Here is a 15990-nt window from a genome sequence, read left to right as displayed (position 1 = left end):
AAAGTAATTGATTTTTTTGAAGCGAGTGTAGCTTAGATTTTTAGGCATCAAACCACTCGCTTCGATTAAAGCGCTTTTTTAAGAGCAAAATATAACCAACAAAGACTATCAGATCCTAGTGATTACAGATTTTATCTTCAGCAGTGGTAATGCCGCCTTCACTCGGGATGAACTTACCTTTACCTTCTAAAAAATCAATCAGCATCTCTGCATCCATCGCATTTGCAGAACAGGTATGATAACGAGCTTCAGTACCAAATTTATTATGCATCATAGTTTTAAGATCTTGCTTTGTTAACGCAGAGCCGTGGGTTAACATCATCTCCATCACTTGATGGCCGTGCACTGATTCAGACATGGTATCTCCAATTAAGGTGTAAATTTTTTATACTTTATAATCCATTACCTTTTCATAAACACTGATCTCACCCACAAGCCCTAATAAATATTCTTTTTTTGAGGCCTCAGTCAACATTGATACAGCACATCTCCACCACATATGTGTTTGTGATAGTGCCTTAAATCAACTTAGCAAAGCTTTGTAGATAAATACTCAATAGATTAGCCATAAATAAAATAGAAGCATGTAATGACATCTACTTTATTAACCCTAACTTTAATGGTTTTAGGTTTTTGCTGCGCTTTCTTCCATTTCTGTAACCGCACAATGAATAGCTTCAAATATCAGTCTATCAGCCTCAACAGTGTCATTATCAGGAACATCCCAAGCCATGATTTCCCGATACTTTTCTACTACTTTACGTAAGTCTTCAGTGATATTGTCTTGGTAACGTTCAATTTCTATATCTTGTATATCGGACATATCGTAACTCCTTTGCCGTAACTCGTTAGAACACAGATTCTTGAACCGGAACAATTAATATTTCACAACGACTATGATTTTGGACATAACTCGGCACTGAGCCCAATAACTTGTTTATGCCTTTTTTCTTTTTTGCCCCAAAAATAGCTAAATCAACATGCCGAGCTTCCAAAAATGACACAATGCCATAATTGACTTCACCACAAATCACTTTGGTGTCAATGGGATAATCGGTATCCAGATCGTTTACAAAAACGTTCATCTGGGACTGAGCAGCATCAATACCTTGTTTATTTTGTGTTTCGATAATGCTTAAATCAACAAAATTATTGCCCACTGGATCGCCATAGAGTGTATAAGGAATAACCTCTTGAACAACATTTAGCAATGTTAACGAAGCTTGATAATAGTTAGCTAATTCTATCGCACGTTTGCACGCACGCTTTGAATACAAAGAAAAATCCACGGCAACCACAATACTATTATAAGGTTTCAACTGTTCTGCTGACTTTTCAAGCTCTTGCTTTTCACGCAACCAGTCCCAAGCATCTTGCAGATTTTCTCGGTTAAAATAACGCACTTCACTGGATGATAAAAACGGCTTAGCCAAGATAGCAATCCAACGTTCCCATGACTTATCGCCAACCATCGCTATGCGATCAAAATCATGAATATGCTTCATGCCAAAGTTAAAGTCATCTTTGATGGCATCAAAGTCCCAACCGGAGAAATTATCAAACTCAAAAAGTAAGGATACTTTATCTAATTGATTAATTTGCTCTTCAAGTTGCGGTAAAAAACTCTGATAATCCTCTCTTGTTAATTGTCCTGATGCACGAATAGCAATGGTATTACCATCAAATACGGGGATAAATTGCAACATGGAATGCTCCTTCTTTTGTGGATCGTTCACATCCGGGATAACGTTAAAACATACTGCTCATTGATTTATCTTAAGCCGTTTTTTTATCGCGCTTATTGATCAATGACATCATTTTATAATTCAATTAGCTTTGGATACTCACGGAGATATTCACCCATTACGGCGATTTTGTATTTGATATTTAACATTATTTGACCATACATAGTGCTGAGTTTCGATCTAGAACATGGTTTTAGTGTGATAGTTTGTTTTGATTACAAGCCAAAGCAGTAAACGAGCAATTTATCAATGTAAAAGCAGCTTAAAATAAGCCAATATAACAATGAGTTAATTAAGCGCCTCATACCAAAATTATCGAGAACACACTCAGCCAAATAAGTTGACAACCATAAGAGATACGCTGATAAACACCAGGTTTGCTTTGATTTTTTATCGCTTTAGCCATAGCAAAAAGATAATAAATCGTTGCGATAACGGAAAAAATTGAAAAGAAACGAAAATACAATGGGATCATATCTGTTGTTGGGCTTATCGCAATAAGAATGGGGGCGACAGTTAACGAAAGCAACATGATGAAGCCAGCCCAAGAATGTACTTTACAACTTACCGTTGGGCTTTTTGTAAATGGGTCGGCATCCATAGGAAAATAACCCGCCACCCAAGTAGCAATTCCATGGACAATCACTAACCAGCCCGTAATATTGACCAAAAGAGAGACGTCTGTAAGTTGTGCTAAATAGCAACCAAACAAGCTAAACAGTAATTCTAATGGGTAATTATTTATAATTGGCGACAGTTTTTCTGTTGGACTACCAGCAGCCCCTAGTTCACTACAAAATTGCTTCCCATGATCATATCCGCTATAAAACCGACCTGCGATGTATACTCCAATGACGATCCAGATTGTTGCAATTAAGCCTGAATAAATAACAAAACGCTCAAACACCGCCAAACTCCTTATGTATGCACAATCCATCATTCCGATAACAGTAAAATATTCACTTTAGCAATAGTTCCCCGACGAGTTGTAGCGGGTTAAATGTTATCTTGAACCGTTGTGCTTAATGGTGACAGGCTCTTTTGCATCGGAATACAATCCAAACTAATTCCCCTTGGAGAATGATACGTCGTTATTTTATCGCCAAAAAACCACAAGCACGATAAAATGAGGCTGCATTTAGCGTTGATTCAAGTTGCAATAATTCGAGATTATTGTCTAGCGCTAAACGTTCAAGAAATACCAGCATCAACTTTGCCGCACCTAGGCCAAAATGGTCGGGATCAACAAAAATTGCATCGTTCATTCCGGTTTCGAGGTTAACCTTGCCACAACCAATAACCTTATCATCAAGTAATGAAACATAAAAATAATCCACAATATCGTCAACCAAGACCGCTGAAATATCGCCTTGAGTCCATAATGTCAATTGCTCTGAACTGTAAAAACTTGAGCATTTTTCAATAATGGCGCGGTTTCTTAAGGAGTAAATAGCTTGAACATCAATCTCTGATGCTTTTCTAATAACAATCATAAACATCCTTAGGCTAGTGACCTCGTGAAATGGAATTTATTGGTTTAAAAACCATCATTATACACTCTCTAAACAACACAACTTCAGCTTAGGGTTTAATCAAGGATCAAACAAACTCATTAAGTCATTCAACGACTCAATATTCTATAAAATTACAACCATTAGATTAAACGCGTTACAGACAGGCGTAAAGCTGTGATAATACAGTCAATACCATGCGCAATGGCTGATTGATTATCCAACTCAATTATCATACTTATTGCTCCAATTTTCTTATTAGGATTTACAATGCGCGCTTTTGTAGTTCGAGCCAGAGCGGCTCCTGTCGATAGTCAGCAATTTTTGGCTGGTATAGGTCAATCGGCTCACACTGAAATTTTAGCCCACACGTTAATGAACACTATTTTTGTCGCCCAATCTCATCGAGATGATGTGGTGGTGTATTTAGTGTTAGAAAGCACCCTCGATTTTTCGCGCACCATTTGCTTTCGTTCAAGTGAATTAGGTCATATTGGTGGCTTTCATGAGCAGAATCTCACTCATCAAATCGCCAAAGCTTTAGCAGCATCTAAGGGAATGACGAAAGAACAATTGCGCGAGGTTGAACCAGGCATTACCGTGCGGACAGTAAGTTTTGAAAAGTTGGTGCAAGAGTTAGCAGAAGACTATCAACTGTATATGTTAGAGAAAAAAGGCACTCCTGTGCGAGAAATTGAGTTTGCTAACAATCCTTGTTTTCTACTAACTGATCATATTCCTATGCCTAAAAAGAGCTTTAATAGCTTAAAGCGTCTGGGTACCCAACACATTAATTTAGGGCCTAGAATGCTGTTTGCGTCGCAATGTGTGGTGTTGATCCATAATGAGTTAGATATGAGATTGTAATAAATACACACAACAATCCAAATTACCGATTTGTTAGCAAACAAATACTTGGTTGGTTTATTATATTTTCTGATGTGATTGTATGTAATTCCTCAAATAACACTTTACAAGCATGCTTCTAATCAGCAATGACAACGCTCTATCCTGGTAAATGCAACTATGGCTCACCACATTAATTAATATTCGTAGTGTGTAGAGATCTTAATGACCCAAATAGAGTATGTGAATACTAACCAAACAATTCAACGTGACGATGGGTTATTGATATAAATAATGAGCGTTACTCATTTTGACTTGGTGCAACGACATCCTTATCAAAATGGGTAACGCTTACTTTTACGTTTGGATAGAAACCATATACTGTCAACTTAAAAAATCAATTTCTTTAATGATGGCCTTAAAGCACCATCATTAAATTTGCTTATTAATTTAAATAAATTTTTAGAAAGTTTAGCATTTCTGTATAAAGTTCTTTACGATTGTCTTCATCATAAAATCCATGACCTTCAGTAGATTTCCAAAGCCATTTAGGTGTATTGCCAGATTTGATTAAGGCATCCCTCATTACATACGCATTTTCAAAATGCGCTTGTTCATCTCTACCGCCATGAATAATAAATACCCCTGCTTTTATCTTATCTGCGTTGTACGATGGGGAGTTTTTTTTCATTTCAGCTTCTGTTCCACCAAATGCTTGCTCCATATACCTTTTCCCCCAGCCAAGCCTTTCAGCAACATTACCTTTATTAAACATTAAAGGTAAATCGTACACTCCAACATAACCAATTGCACATTTATACAAATCAGGCTCTTTAACTACCCCCATCAACGAAGCATAACCGCCATAACTAGAACCTGAGATACAAATCTTATCTTTATCAGCGTATCCTTGCTTAATCGCCCACAAAGTACCATCAGTTAGGTCGTCTTGCATTTCTCCGCCCCACTGACCATAACCGCTATCTTCAAATTCTCTTCCGTAACCGCCAGACCCACGAAAATTAATTTGTAGAACGCTGTAACCTGCACTGGCATATACTTGTACTTCATCATCAAATTGCCAATAGTCTCTTGGCCCATGCGGCCCGCCATGTGGATGTACTATTAACGGTAAGTTTTTACCTTCATTACCATTAGGGGTGGTCAAATAACCATGAATTTTTAACCCATCTCGAGCAATAAAACTGATTGGCGTTTTATGAGACATTTTTTTCTCATCAATCCAAGGTTTAGAAGCAGCTAAAAATGATACTTTTTTATTCTTTCTATCATACCGATAAAATTTTCCTGGGTTCACATCTGAATAGCTAAATAATACCCATGTCTGATTATCACTGGTTTTTGATGTCACTCTTAGCATTTGATTGGGAAATGCTTGTTGTAAACCACGGTACTCTTTTGCAAACTCACTCGTTTCATCAAAAAAAACGACTTCTGGTTTCCCATCATTAATAATGGCACCTACAGTTTCCCTAACTCGCTTACCATTTTTTGCCGTGTAAATATCAACAAATGGATAAGCGTCAACTACATTGTTTCGATACATCAGTTCACGCGTACCATCTTCTAATTTAATTCTATATATACCAACAGTACTGGCTTCAATATTATCCGATGTAAACATATATTCGTTATTGGCATTAAACCCTATAACTTTGGTAGTCCCTTTAGAGCTAGCTCTCGTCAAATCAGCAAGAGATAACGTTTTCCATTTATTCTCCTGATCTCGGAAATAGGTTACCAACTCACCCGAAGCTTCTGCTTTCAAAAGGCCATCTCGTTCAGTTTTATATGATTCGCTTACTCGCCATTTATCATTATTATCGAGAATAATTGATGCATTTTCATAGTCAGCTTTTTCTACTAACTTTCGCTTTCCATTATAAATATTTAACTTATACAAACTGTTATATTGCTTTTTTTCTAAATTAGAGGATATTAATATGTTTTTAGGGTCATCCATTAGCAAACTTTCTAGATTGGCTGCAGCACTGTCACTGTTTCTAACGCCAAAAAGTTGTAGCTTATTACTACAATCAGCATCACCTGCGAATAGTTCTCCAGTTAAAAATGGAGCGGCATACTGCCCTAATTGAGTCGAAATGGTCATAATGATGCGATCTTCATTTGCCCACCAAAAATTCTGAACAGATTCCTCTTCGCCAAAGAAAAAATTACAGATAATTTGTTGATCTTTATTGTTGATAATGGCTAATCGTTTGTGTTCTTTATATGGATAAGTTGCAGCTAAGTAATCACCGTTGGGGGATATTCTTATATTATTGAACATGTTATGTTTTGCAAATCCCTCAAGATTAATTGAAGTACTTGCCATTGACGATACACAAAAAAATAAGATTAGTGATGTTGCTATATATTTCATCATTTTTATCATTTTTATCATTTTTATCATTTTTATCATTACTACCTTCATATCTATCTTCCTTTTAATACAACCTTAAGCATGCCTGCATTCTTGTGATTGGCTGTACTTCTTATATAAAAATTTTACCGACCCTACATTTATGTTAGGTGTCACTCAAAAGCTAAGTTTTAACGTTCTAAACCTGACTAAAAGGTAACATATCGCATTTTTACCTTACAATTATACAACAATGTTTACATTAAGGTTTTAATGTAATAGTTTATATTTGTTGTAATAAAGTTAACATTAATCTTAAACGTTAACATAAAAATAGGTTTTGTATCTATCTTTACCTTACTAAAGCGTTATTGGTAGGTCTCAGGGAGTGAAAATGAACAATTTAACAAAATTGAGTAGAGCAATTAACTTCAGTTTATTAACTGCATCAGTATCTGTTGCTGGAGTCACATTTGCCGCAGAAGATATCGATAATAAAGATAAAATAGAAAAAATCGAAGTAACTGGTAGTCGCATAAGTAGAACCGACTTAGAAAATGCTCAGCCAGTAGTTGTGTTAACAGCTGAAGATATGAAAAGTGAAGGTTTTTCTACTGCTTTTGATGCATTACAGAGCTTGTCACAAAATACAGGTACAGCTCAAGGTAATGAATACGGCGCACAGGGCGGCTTTACGCCTAATGCTGACGTAATTAACCTTCGTGGTTTTGGGCCTGGTTATACTCTAGTGTTGCTAAACGGACGACGTATAGCAGAAAACCCAACACCTTATAATGGGCAAAGTAACTTTGTTAACTTAAGTGGTATTCCATTTTCTGCCGTTGATAAAATTGAAATTTTGACTCAAGGTGCTTCAGCGATTTATGGCTCAGATGCGGTTGCTGGTGTAGTGAACATTATTTTGAAAAAAGATATTGATGAAACTACAGTTAATGCGATGTTTGGGGCAACTACTGAAGGTGGCGGTGAGCAATCGCGCATTTCTATAACAAGTGGTAAAACGGGTTCAAATTATTCTCTGGGCGGCACAGTAGAGTTTTATAAACAAGAACCTATATATTCTCATGAACGTGATTTTATGGATTCTGTTGATGATAACCCAGCGGGTGCAGGTCCATTATCAAGAGGTATTTTGTCATACGACCCATTTGCTGGAGCGTATCGAGACCCAGGTGAACAAGCATGTATCGATTCAGGTTCTGGTTATGCTTATACTGAACGTGAAGGTTTTGGTAATTACTGTGGTATAGATACAACGGGTGATAGAACGATTCGAAATGAACGTGAAACGTTAACTGGTTATTTATTTGGTACATATGATATCAATGATAATTTACAGTTATTCGCAGACACCATGTTTTCTAAAGTCGATTCATCAGTATCTGGTTCTCGCCATTTTTACAGTGAATATTTGCTAATGGATACCCCTGACGGTTCGGGAAATTTTGGCGGTACAAAAGATTATGTATTATCTCAGCGTATCTTCAATTTTAACGAAATGGGCCAACGCACAACGACATTCGATGAACAAACTTATAATGTCACAGTTGGGTTAAAGGGTGACATTGATAATGAATATAATTGGCAAGTTTATTATTCAGAGAGTCGTTATGATTATGAAAGTAATCGTGATTGGATGAAAGAAGAGAAAGTTACCGAGCTCTTTCTAGGTGCAATCGATAATGTATACGGCTTATATAATGGTGATGCACCTGTTGGTTTATACGATGTAATTACCCCAGAGATCCGTGACCAATTACTTGGAACCCAAGTCATTGTTGGGGATTCATATTCTAGAACGTTCTCTGCCGATATTAACGGAGATTTATTTGAGCTACCAGCAGGAGCCGTTGGGTTTGCTGCCGTACTTGAATATAATAAGCAGGGATATGAGCTTACGCAGGATGAACGTACGCTAAATGATGAAGGGATGGGCTGGCAAGGCTTAACTGGTACTGAAGGCGGTGGTGACCGTAGCCGTTATGCTGCTGGTATTGAATTACTTGTGCCAATTATTGAAAATTTAGATCTTGGTTTAGCCGCTCGTTATGATAAATATGATGATGATACTACCGATGTCGGTGGGCGATTATCACCTTCAGTCAATCTAACGTACAAGGTTATGGATGAGCTAAAATTCCGTGCGAATTGGGGTAAGAGCTTCAGAGCACCTGATATGCATTATGTATTTGCTGGTGATTCTGGTTATTTTACTAGTGCATATGATTATATAGATTGCCGAGTCAATGAACATGATGATGACCCTAATTTCGTACCAAGTGCGAGTTCATGTGAAACAACCAGCCTTGAAGGTAAGCGTTCTGGTAGTAAAACCTTAGAGGAAGAAAAAGGGACAAACTGGGGAGTTGGTATCATAGTCGAACCTGTTGAAGATCTTAGCTTTACGTTAGATTATTATAATATCAGCTTAAAAGATTTGATTTCAGATGAAAGCGAACAAGATATTTTAGATCTTGAATATGACTGTAAATATGAGTTAGGCGGTAAAGTCTCTAGCAGTAGCGAATGTACTAATAATGCGGCTAAAGTTGTAAGAGCAGGTGCAGGCTCTCCAAATGAAGGAGATGTCGAATATATTCAAGTAACCCCAGAAAACAAAGCGTTGTATGAACAAAGTGGTCTGGATGCAAAGATTAATTATCTTTTGGATACCGAATATGGCGAATTTGGTGCTTCTATGGGATGGACACATATTCTTAGCACTAAATATCAACCTAATGCTGACTCACCAGTTGAAGATATTAGAGACGATCAAGATAATTCTGAACCACGTTCAAAAACTAACTTAGTATTAACTTGGAAATATCAAGATTGGGCTGTGGCTCTACGTGGTGATCGCACTGGTTCAGTTCCTGTTTGGGAACAACCTAGTGAGAACTATAATACTGAAACTGGCGAAAACTTTAAAGTGGATCGTTTAAAAGCTTATTACACATTTAACATGAGTGTTGTTTATCAGGTTAATGATAATTTAGCCGTTGCTATAAGTGGTGAAAATATTTTCAACGAACGTCCTGAAACGGATGTTACACATGACGAATGGCCATATTACAACAGCTTCTCATATCCTGGCGCGGCAATTGGTGCGGCATATCGTGCAGAAGTCAGCTATAAATTCTAACATGACTTAAAGCGTTAATATGAAAATGATAGTAAAGTCTCTTTACTATCATTTTTTATTTTTAACCACTCCATTTACCCATCAAGAGTTACCTACGCCTTTAGAAGGCTGCCTGGTGTTCAATCTTATTGAGTAGAAGATCAAGAATGTACCGTAATAGATGATAACAAGCGCTAATCCCCCCTGCCATATTAACTAGGCATATAATACCAATCTCATTAAATATCTGGTCAGTTCAGAGTCTCTCAGGTTTTTCAATTCAAGGTACATTGATGTAGAAATGGTTGTTGCCTTTTAAATCGATGTAACACAGAAGTGGAATACCTGAGAGACTCCATTCTGGCGGTTTTTAAAGTCCTTTATGCTTCGTTAGATGCTTTCAAAATACGGCTGCATGGTCTATTTTTTTCCATAAAAAATAAGACATTCCCACCCTCCATGGCGGTCAGATGCTGGAGGTGGAGTAACGCAGGAGCTTGTTACCGAGGATCACTATTCGCTTCAATCATCTGCCTTGCCTACAGCACTTTGAACTCCCGCTGAAAGATCATATATTTAATAGGATTGGTATAATCTTTTATTCAGCAACCATATAACACCGACGTTTTCTATCGAAAAAGAAAGCAGTTTACATGTGTTGAATGATTAATATATTTCAATGGATTGAAGCTTAAATGTTTGCTCTGTAATCGAGCTCTGTGTCAAAGTATGCTTCCAGTATCTCTGTGCTAGATAGTGTTGTACATAAATAAAAGGTATCAATTTTGATTGACACAAAAACTTTGCAGTTATCCAATGATTCGTAAACTATCAAGTTATTGCTTATTCGCTATTATCATCGGCATAACTTTCATTAGCACCGAAGCTTTATCTCATGGGGTTGATGACAATACGCGTGCTTTTTTAGAACAAAATACTGGCGTGCAGTTCGTACCATTTCTCTACATTGGTGCTAAGCATATGATTACCGGTTATGATCACTTATTATTTCTGCTTGGCGTTATCTTTTTTTTATATAGAAGTCGTGATGTATTTTTGTATGTCACTATGTTCACTATTGGGCATAGCACCACTCTACTACTAGGCGTGTTAGGTGATGTGAAAATAAATGCTTTCTTGATTGATGCCGTAATTGGTTTGTCCGTCGTGTACAAAGGATTTGATAATTTAGGTGGTTTTAAACGTTGCTTCAATTGGCAGCCTAATACCCAGTGGGCTGTGTTTATTTTCGGATTGTTTCATGGCTTAGGTTTAGCGACAAAGTTACAGGAATTTAATTTACCAAAAGATGGACTTACTACCAATTTAGTGGCCTTTAATATTGGTGTAGAACTTGGCCAATTTGCAGCATTAGCCGTTATTTTGATAATAATTAATACATGGCGAAAATGGTCTTCATTTCAACGTTTTTCAACATTTACCAATACTCTACTTATGAGCGCAGGTGTTATGTTGATTGGTTTTCAACTTGCAGGCTACATAATCAACCAATAACAATGAGAAACACATGCAACCGACTGTAAGCAGCAGTACATTAATTAAAGCTTCCTTAACGGCAATTATGGCAGCTGGTATTGTTCTAGTGATACTCATTTTGCCGGCCGAATACAATATAGATCTAACTGGAATTGGCCAAAAATTAGGTGTTACCAGATTAGCGCCGACTGTTGAATCTGAAGTACCAATAAGTGTTTCAACAATAGGCTCCGATACGTATAGAAAGATAGCCGTAGTAGTGCCAGCTGAGCGAGGAATAGAATATAAATTTGAAATGCAGCAATTTGATAAAATGAGTTATGAATGGGTAACCGATGGAACATCATTATTTTTTGATCTACACGGCGAACCAAAGGGAGATACTACTGGATATTATGAAAGCTATGTCATCGCGATATCGGATGATGTGAAAGGCAGTTTTACCGCACCTTTTGCAGGTTCTCACGGGTGGTATTGGAAAAATAAGTCAAATCACCCTGTAACCGTTCACTTGTCAGTAAAAGGACAATATAGAGTTATCGGTTTAAAGTAATGAGCGAGCGAATATACATGACCACCGTGAACACCCCACAGCTTCGATATAGAGATCGTTATTTACAATGGTTTTCAGCTTGCACACTGAATACGTATGCAGATCTTTGCTGTAAAATCTAAAAGCGTCATATATTGCTTGTTGAAAAGATAAAATAATAAACAACAAGGATTTTGTATGGCGCGCGTTAACTCGACTCATTCTACGACCTCAACAGCTCATTTAAGCTTTATTCCCAATATTATCGTGTTGTCGAGTGCAATAGCATTTGCAACTCTTACCGTCCCTAGCATGGTACAAGCTAGAACCGTCAACGTCGAATCCCCAGACAAACATATCAATATCAGTTTGACTGATAACAATGGTCGTCCTGAATATCAAGTGAGCTTCAACGGTAAAACCGTGGTTAACCCGAGTAAACTTGGCTTGGTATTTCAGCAATTAGGTGAATTTGGGGTAGATTTCAGTATAAAAAATGTCACCTCCAACAGTGTTGACCAAACTTGGCAGCAACCTTGGGGTGAGCGTGAGAATGTTAGAGATAATTACAATCGCATAGTGACGACCCTGAGTAACGGTAAAGTCGATTTTGACATTGAATTTAAAGCCTTTAACGACGGTATTGGTTTTCGCTACTTGGTGCCAAAACAAGCTGGACTTAATGACACTCCCAAACTGAATATTACCGACGAATTAACTGAATTTGCGATTCCAGAACCACAACATACTACCGCATGGTGGATCCCAGGGCGCGGTTGGAACCGTTACGAATATTTATACCGTACAACTTCGCTTGATAAAATCGACCGAGCCCACACACCAATGACCTTTAGAACGGCCGATGGCGTGCATCTGAGTATCCATGAAGCCACCCTTACCGACTATGCTGCTATGGTGCTTAATCAAGGTCGCGACGGTATTTTACGTGCTGATTTAACGCCATGGTCGGACGGTATTCGCGTGAAGACTCAACCTGGATTTTCAACACCATGGCGTACGATTCAAATAGCTAAAGATGCCTCTGGCCTGCTTAACTCAGACCTGATCCTTAACCTTAACGAACCCAATAAATTAGGTGATGTGTCTTGGGTGAAACCAGGTAAATACGTTGGCATTTGGTGGGGTATGCACCTCGATGAAAATACCTGGGGAAGTGGACCTAAGCATGGCGCGACCACCAGCGAAACCAAGCGTTATATGGACTTTGCCGCCCAATATGGGTTTGATGGTGTATTGGTCGAAGGTTGGAATGAAGGCTGGGATGGTAGTTGGTTCGATAACGGTGATGTTTTTAGCTTTACTAAAGCTTATCCTGATTTTGATATTGATGAAGTTACTCAATATGGGCACAATAAAAATGTCCGTTTAATTGGTCATCATGAAACTTCTGGTTCAGTCACTAATTACCGAAATCAAATGAGTAATGCTTATGATTTATATCAAAAATATGGCGTGACTCAAGTTAAGACAGGTTATGTGGCAGACGGTGGTGATATTAAACGAATAGATGAAAATGGTATAGTGCGTCATGAATGGCACGACAGTCAGTTTATGGTTAACGAATATCTACATAGCGTTACAGAAGCCGCAAAACGTGGTATTAGCATTAATACTCACGAACCGATAAAAGACACAGGATTGCGCCGCACTTACCCTAACTGGATTGCACGTGAAGGCGCGCGAGGCCAAGAGTTTAATGCATGGGGAAGCCCACCTAATACTCCAGAACATACGGCAATTCTACCTTATACTCGTATGCTGGCTGGGCCGATGGACTTCACACCTGGGATTTTTAATTTAGCACCAGAAGGTCTAGATGCGGTTAACCGAGTCAAAACCACGCTCACAAAGCAATTAGCCCTATATGTTGTGCTGTACAGCCCAATTCAAATGGCTGCAGACTTACCACGTAACTATGTGCAACGCTTAGATGCATTTCAATTTATTCAAGATGTACCAACAGATTGGAGCGAAAGCATCGCCCTTACGGGTGAAATTGGCGACTATGTAGCCTTTGCAAGAAAACAACGTGGTGCAGAAGACTGGTATCTAGGCGCATTAACAGATGAAAACTCACGAAAATTGACGCTAAAGCTTAACTTTTTAACTCCAGGTAAACATTATCAAGCCACAATTTATCGTGACGGTGATAAAGCGGATTGGCAAACAAGCCCTTATGATTATGTAATTGAGTCTAAAAATGTTACTGCAAAAGACACCCTAAATTTATCATTAGCTGCCAGTGGTGGTACTGCAATTCGTTTTAAAGCGCTTTAAGCAAATTAAGCCTTATAAATGTTAATAAAGCGTATGCGTTAAGTTATCCAAAAGGCATGAATACGTATGTATTAAGTTGTACCAACAACGAGCTCGAGGATAGGATATACCCAGCTATTTCATCTGTGATTGCAGGACGAAATGGATTGGGTCGTTTCTGGTGAATCTTCGACCATGGAGATCATCAGTTTTAGAGTACCTTGTTTAACTTTATCCGTTGATAATTTGCGAAAGTCGGCAATGAATAAAGTGCAGGTCTTGGCGAATACCCGTCTTAGGGAGATGCGTATTCGCTATTTTTTTGGCTATCGTTACATAGATCTAATGACTAACTTGGCAACATATTAGCTGTAAATCTTTAAACTGAAGATACAAACAAAAACCAGTAAGACTAACATTAGCAATAGAATTAAAAGAAGTAAGCACAATGACTTACCAAAAAGGATGTCACATGTCTGGCAATAATCATAAACAAATCACCCAACAACCGCAGCTTAATTTTTGGCAAATCTTCAATATGTGTTTTGGTTTTTTGGGGATCCAATTTGGTTTCGCACTGCAAAATGCCAATGTCAGCCGTATCTTTCAAACCCTCGGAGCATCCATTGATGACATTCCCATTTTATGGATTGCCGCCCCACTCACGGGCCTCATTGTACAACCTATCATTGGTTACTTAAGTGACAATACTTGGAATAGCCTTGGCCGTCGTCGCCCGTATTTTTTAATTGGTGCAGTATTAACCACATTGTCACTCTTTATCATGCCGCACTCGCCTACTTTATGGATTGCTGCAGGTATGTTGTGGATTATGGATGCGTCGATCAATATCGCCATGGAACCGTTTCGGGCTTTTGTCGGCGATAATCTTCCCAAAAACCAACGAACCCAAGGCTATGCAATGCAAAGCTTTTTCATTGGTATCGGCGCGGTGGTGGCATCTGCCTTGCCATATATTTTAACCAATGTATTTGATGTCGAAAATACCGCACCAGCGGGCGAAATTGCCGACTCAGTGCGCTATGCATTTTACTTTGGTGGCGCGGTACTAATGCTAACCGTGGGTTGGACCATTATTTCAACCAAAGAATACTCTCCAGAGCAATTAGCTGAATTTCATCAACAAGACCCCACTGACGCACAAGACACTAACGTTAATACGCGTACAGCCAAACAATATCAAAATGGTGCGATTATATGGATGGCTATTGGCGCCATTTTCACCCTCGCAATTGTTACCCAGGACCTTGATAAGCAACTTTATATTTTAAGCTTGGGTATTTTCACCTTCGGACCGTTGCAACTTTACTGCTCGCGTAAGTTAGCCAAACTGTCAAACAGCAACACTGAATCGTCAGCAACACGCGACGGATTTGGCATGACGTTTAATGTTGTCGATGATTTGTTTCATATGCCCAAAGCCATGCGTCAGCTAGCACTGGTACAATTTTTTGCTTGGTTTGCCCTATTCGCAATGTGGATTTACACCACAGCGGCCGTTACGTCGTACCATTACGGCACCACTGATGTAGTATCACAAGCCTATAATGACGGTGCAGATTGGGTCGGTATGTTATTCGCGTCATATAACGGCTTTGCTGCAATTGCTGCGATTATTATTCCGTTTCTAGCCAAAGCCGTCGGCATTAAACTCACCCATACCATTAACATGTTTATTGGCGGAGCGGGTCTCATCAGCTTTATGTTTATTGAAAATCCTAACCTTTTGTGGATACCGATGATTGGCGTTGGTTTTGCTTGGGCATCTATTCTATCGGTTCCTTACGCCATGTTATCTGGTGTATTACCTCCGAAAAAAATGGGCGTTTACATGGGGATTTTTAACTTCTTCATTGTGATCCCTCAGTTATTAGCAGCCAGTATTCTTGGCTTATTGCTTAAGGTATTTTTTGATGGCCAACCTATTTACGCGTTAGTACTAGGCGGGATATTTATGATGTTGTCGGGCATTGCGGTGCTATTTGTAGATCAAGACAAGCAAACACAATAAGGATTACCAGTCTTTGTCACTAGTA

Annotated in this window: 12 protein-coding genes; 6 read left to right on the top strand and 6 right to left on the bottom strand. The window is 38.5% G+C overall.

What is annotated here, in order from left to right:
* Positions 1–115: 115 nt before the first annotated feature.
* The 5 genes from ACWXWT_RS04110 to ACWXWT_RS04090 form a co-directional block, all read right to left on the bottom strand.
* Positions 116–358, bottom strand: coding sequence for a YecH family metal-binding protein (locus ACWXWT_RS04110; RefSeq protein WP_456040340.1), 243 nt, complete (start codon positions 356–358; stop codon positions 116–118).
* A gap of 267 nt (positions 359–625) precedes the next feature.
* Entirely contained in the window at positions 626–823 is a 198-nt protein-coding gene (locus tag ACWXWT_RS04105; RefSeq protein ID WP_456040339.1) for a hypothetical protein, read from the bottom strand.
* Positions 824–848: 25 nt separating this feature from the next.
* The gene (locus tag ACWXWT_RS04100; protein WP_456040338.1) at positions 849–1706 is read right to left on the bottom strand and encodes an STAS/SEC14 domain-containing protein; all 858 of its coding nucleotides are present in this window, start codon (positions 1704–1706) and stop codon (positions 849–851) included.
* A gap of 340 nt (positions 1707–2046) precedes the next feature.
* On the bottom strand, positions 2047–2652 hold the full coding sequence (locus tag ACWXWT_RS04095; protein ID WP_456040337.1) for a DUF998 domain-containing protein: 606 nt from the start codon (positions 2650–2652) through the stop codon (positions 2047–2049).
* 184 nt (positions 2653–2836) lie between these two features.
* Complete coding sequence (locus ACWXWT_RS04090) at positions 2837–3238, bottom strand: GNAT family N-acetyltransferase (protein WP_456040336.1); 402 nt, start codon at positions 3236–3238, stop codon at positions 2837–2839.
* 288 nt (positions 3239–3526) lie between these two features.
* On the opposite strand from ACWXWT_RS04090, the gene trmY reads away from it, so the two are divergent.
* Positions 3527–4123, top strand: coding sequence for a tRNA (pseudouridine(54)-N(1))-methyltransferase TrmY (gene trmY / locus ACWXWT_RS04085; RefSeq protein ID WP_456040335.1), 597 nt, complete (start codon positions 3527–3529; stop codon positions 4121–4123).
* A gap of 424 nt (positions 4124–4547) precedes the next feature.
* Here trmY and ACWXWT_RS04080 read toward each other — a convergent pair whose 3' ends face one another.
* Positions 4548–6557, bottom strand: coding sequence for an alpha/beta hydrolase family protein (locus tag ACWXWT_RS04080; protein ID WP_456040334.1), 2010 nt, complete (start codon positions 6555–6557; stop codon positions 4548–4550).
* A 322-nt stretch (positions 6558–6879) separates the two neighbouring features.
* Here ACWXWT_RS04080 and ACWXWT_RS04075 point away from each other — a divergent pair, with 322 nt between their 5' ends.
* The 5 genes from ACWXWT_RS04075 to ACWXWT_RS04055 all read left to right on the top strand — a co-directional run bounded on the left by ACWXWT_RS04075 (position 6880) and on the right by ACWXWT_RS04055 (position 15965).
* The gene (locus tag ACWXWT_RS04075; RefSeq protein WP_456040333.1) at positions 6880–9648 is read left to right on the top strand and encodes a TonB-dependent receptor domain-containing protein; all 2769 of its coding nucleotides are present in this window, start codon (positions 6880–6882) and stop codon (positions 9646–9648) included.
* Positions 9649–10443: 795 nt separating this feature from the next.
* Positions 10444–11142 (top strand): HupE/UreJ family protein, encoded by a 699-nt coding sequence (locus tag ACWXWT_RS04070; RefSeq protein ID WP_456040332.1) that lies wholly within the window; start codon positions 10444–10446, stop codon positions 11140–11142.
* Between the two features lie 13 nt (positions 11143–11155).
* On the top strand, positions 11156–11677 hold the full coding sequence (locus tag ACWXWT_RS04065) for a hypothetical protein (protein WP_456040331.1): 522 nt from the start codon (positions 11156–11158) through the stop codon (positions 11675–11677).
* 177 nt (positions 11678–11854) lie between these two features.
* Entirely contained in the window at positions 11855–13954 is a 2100-nt protein-coding gene (locus tag ACWXWT_RS04060; protein ID WP_456040330.1) for a glycoside hydrolase family 97 protein, read from the top strand.
* 451 nt (positions 13955–14405) lie between these two features.
* A complete protein-coding gene (locus ACWXWT_RS04055; protein WP_456040329.1) occupies positions 14406–15965 on the top strand; it encodes an MFS transporter in 1560 nt (519 codons plus the stop codon).
* Positions 15966–15990 lie beyond the last annotated feature (25 nt).

The organism is Shewanella sp. A22 (assembly GCF_053850585.1).
Note: the sequence above shows the minus strand (reverse complement) of the source record. Positions and strands in the feature narration are given on the sequence as shown.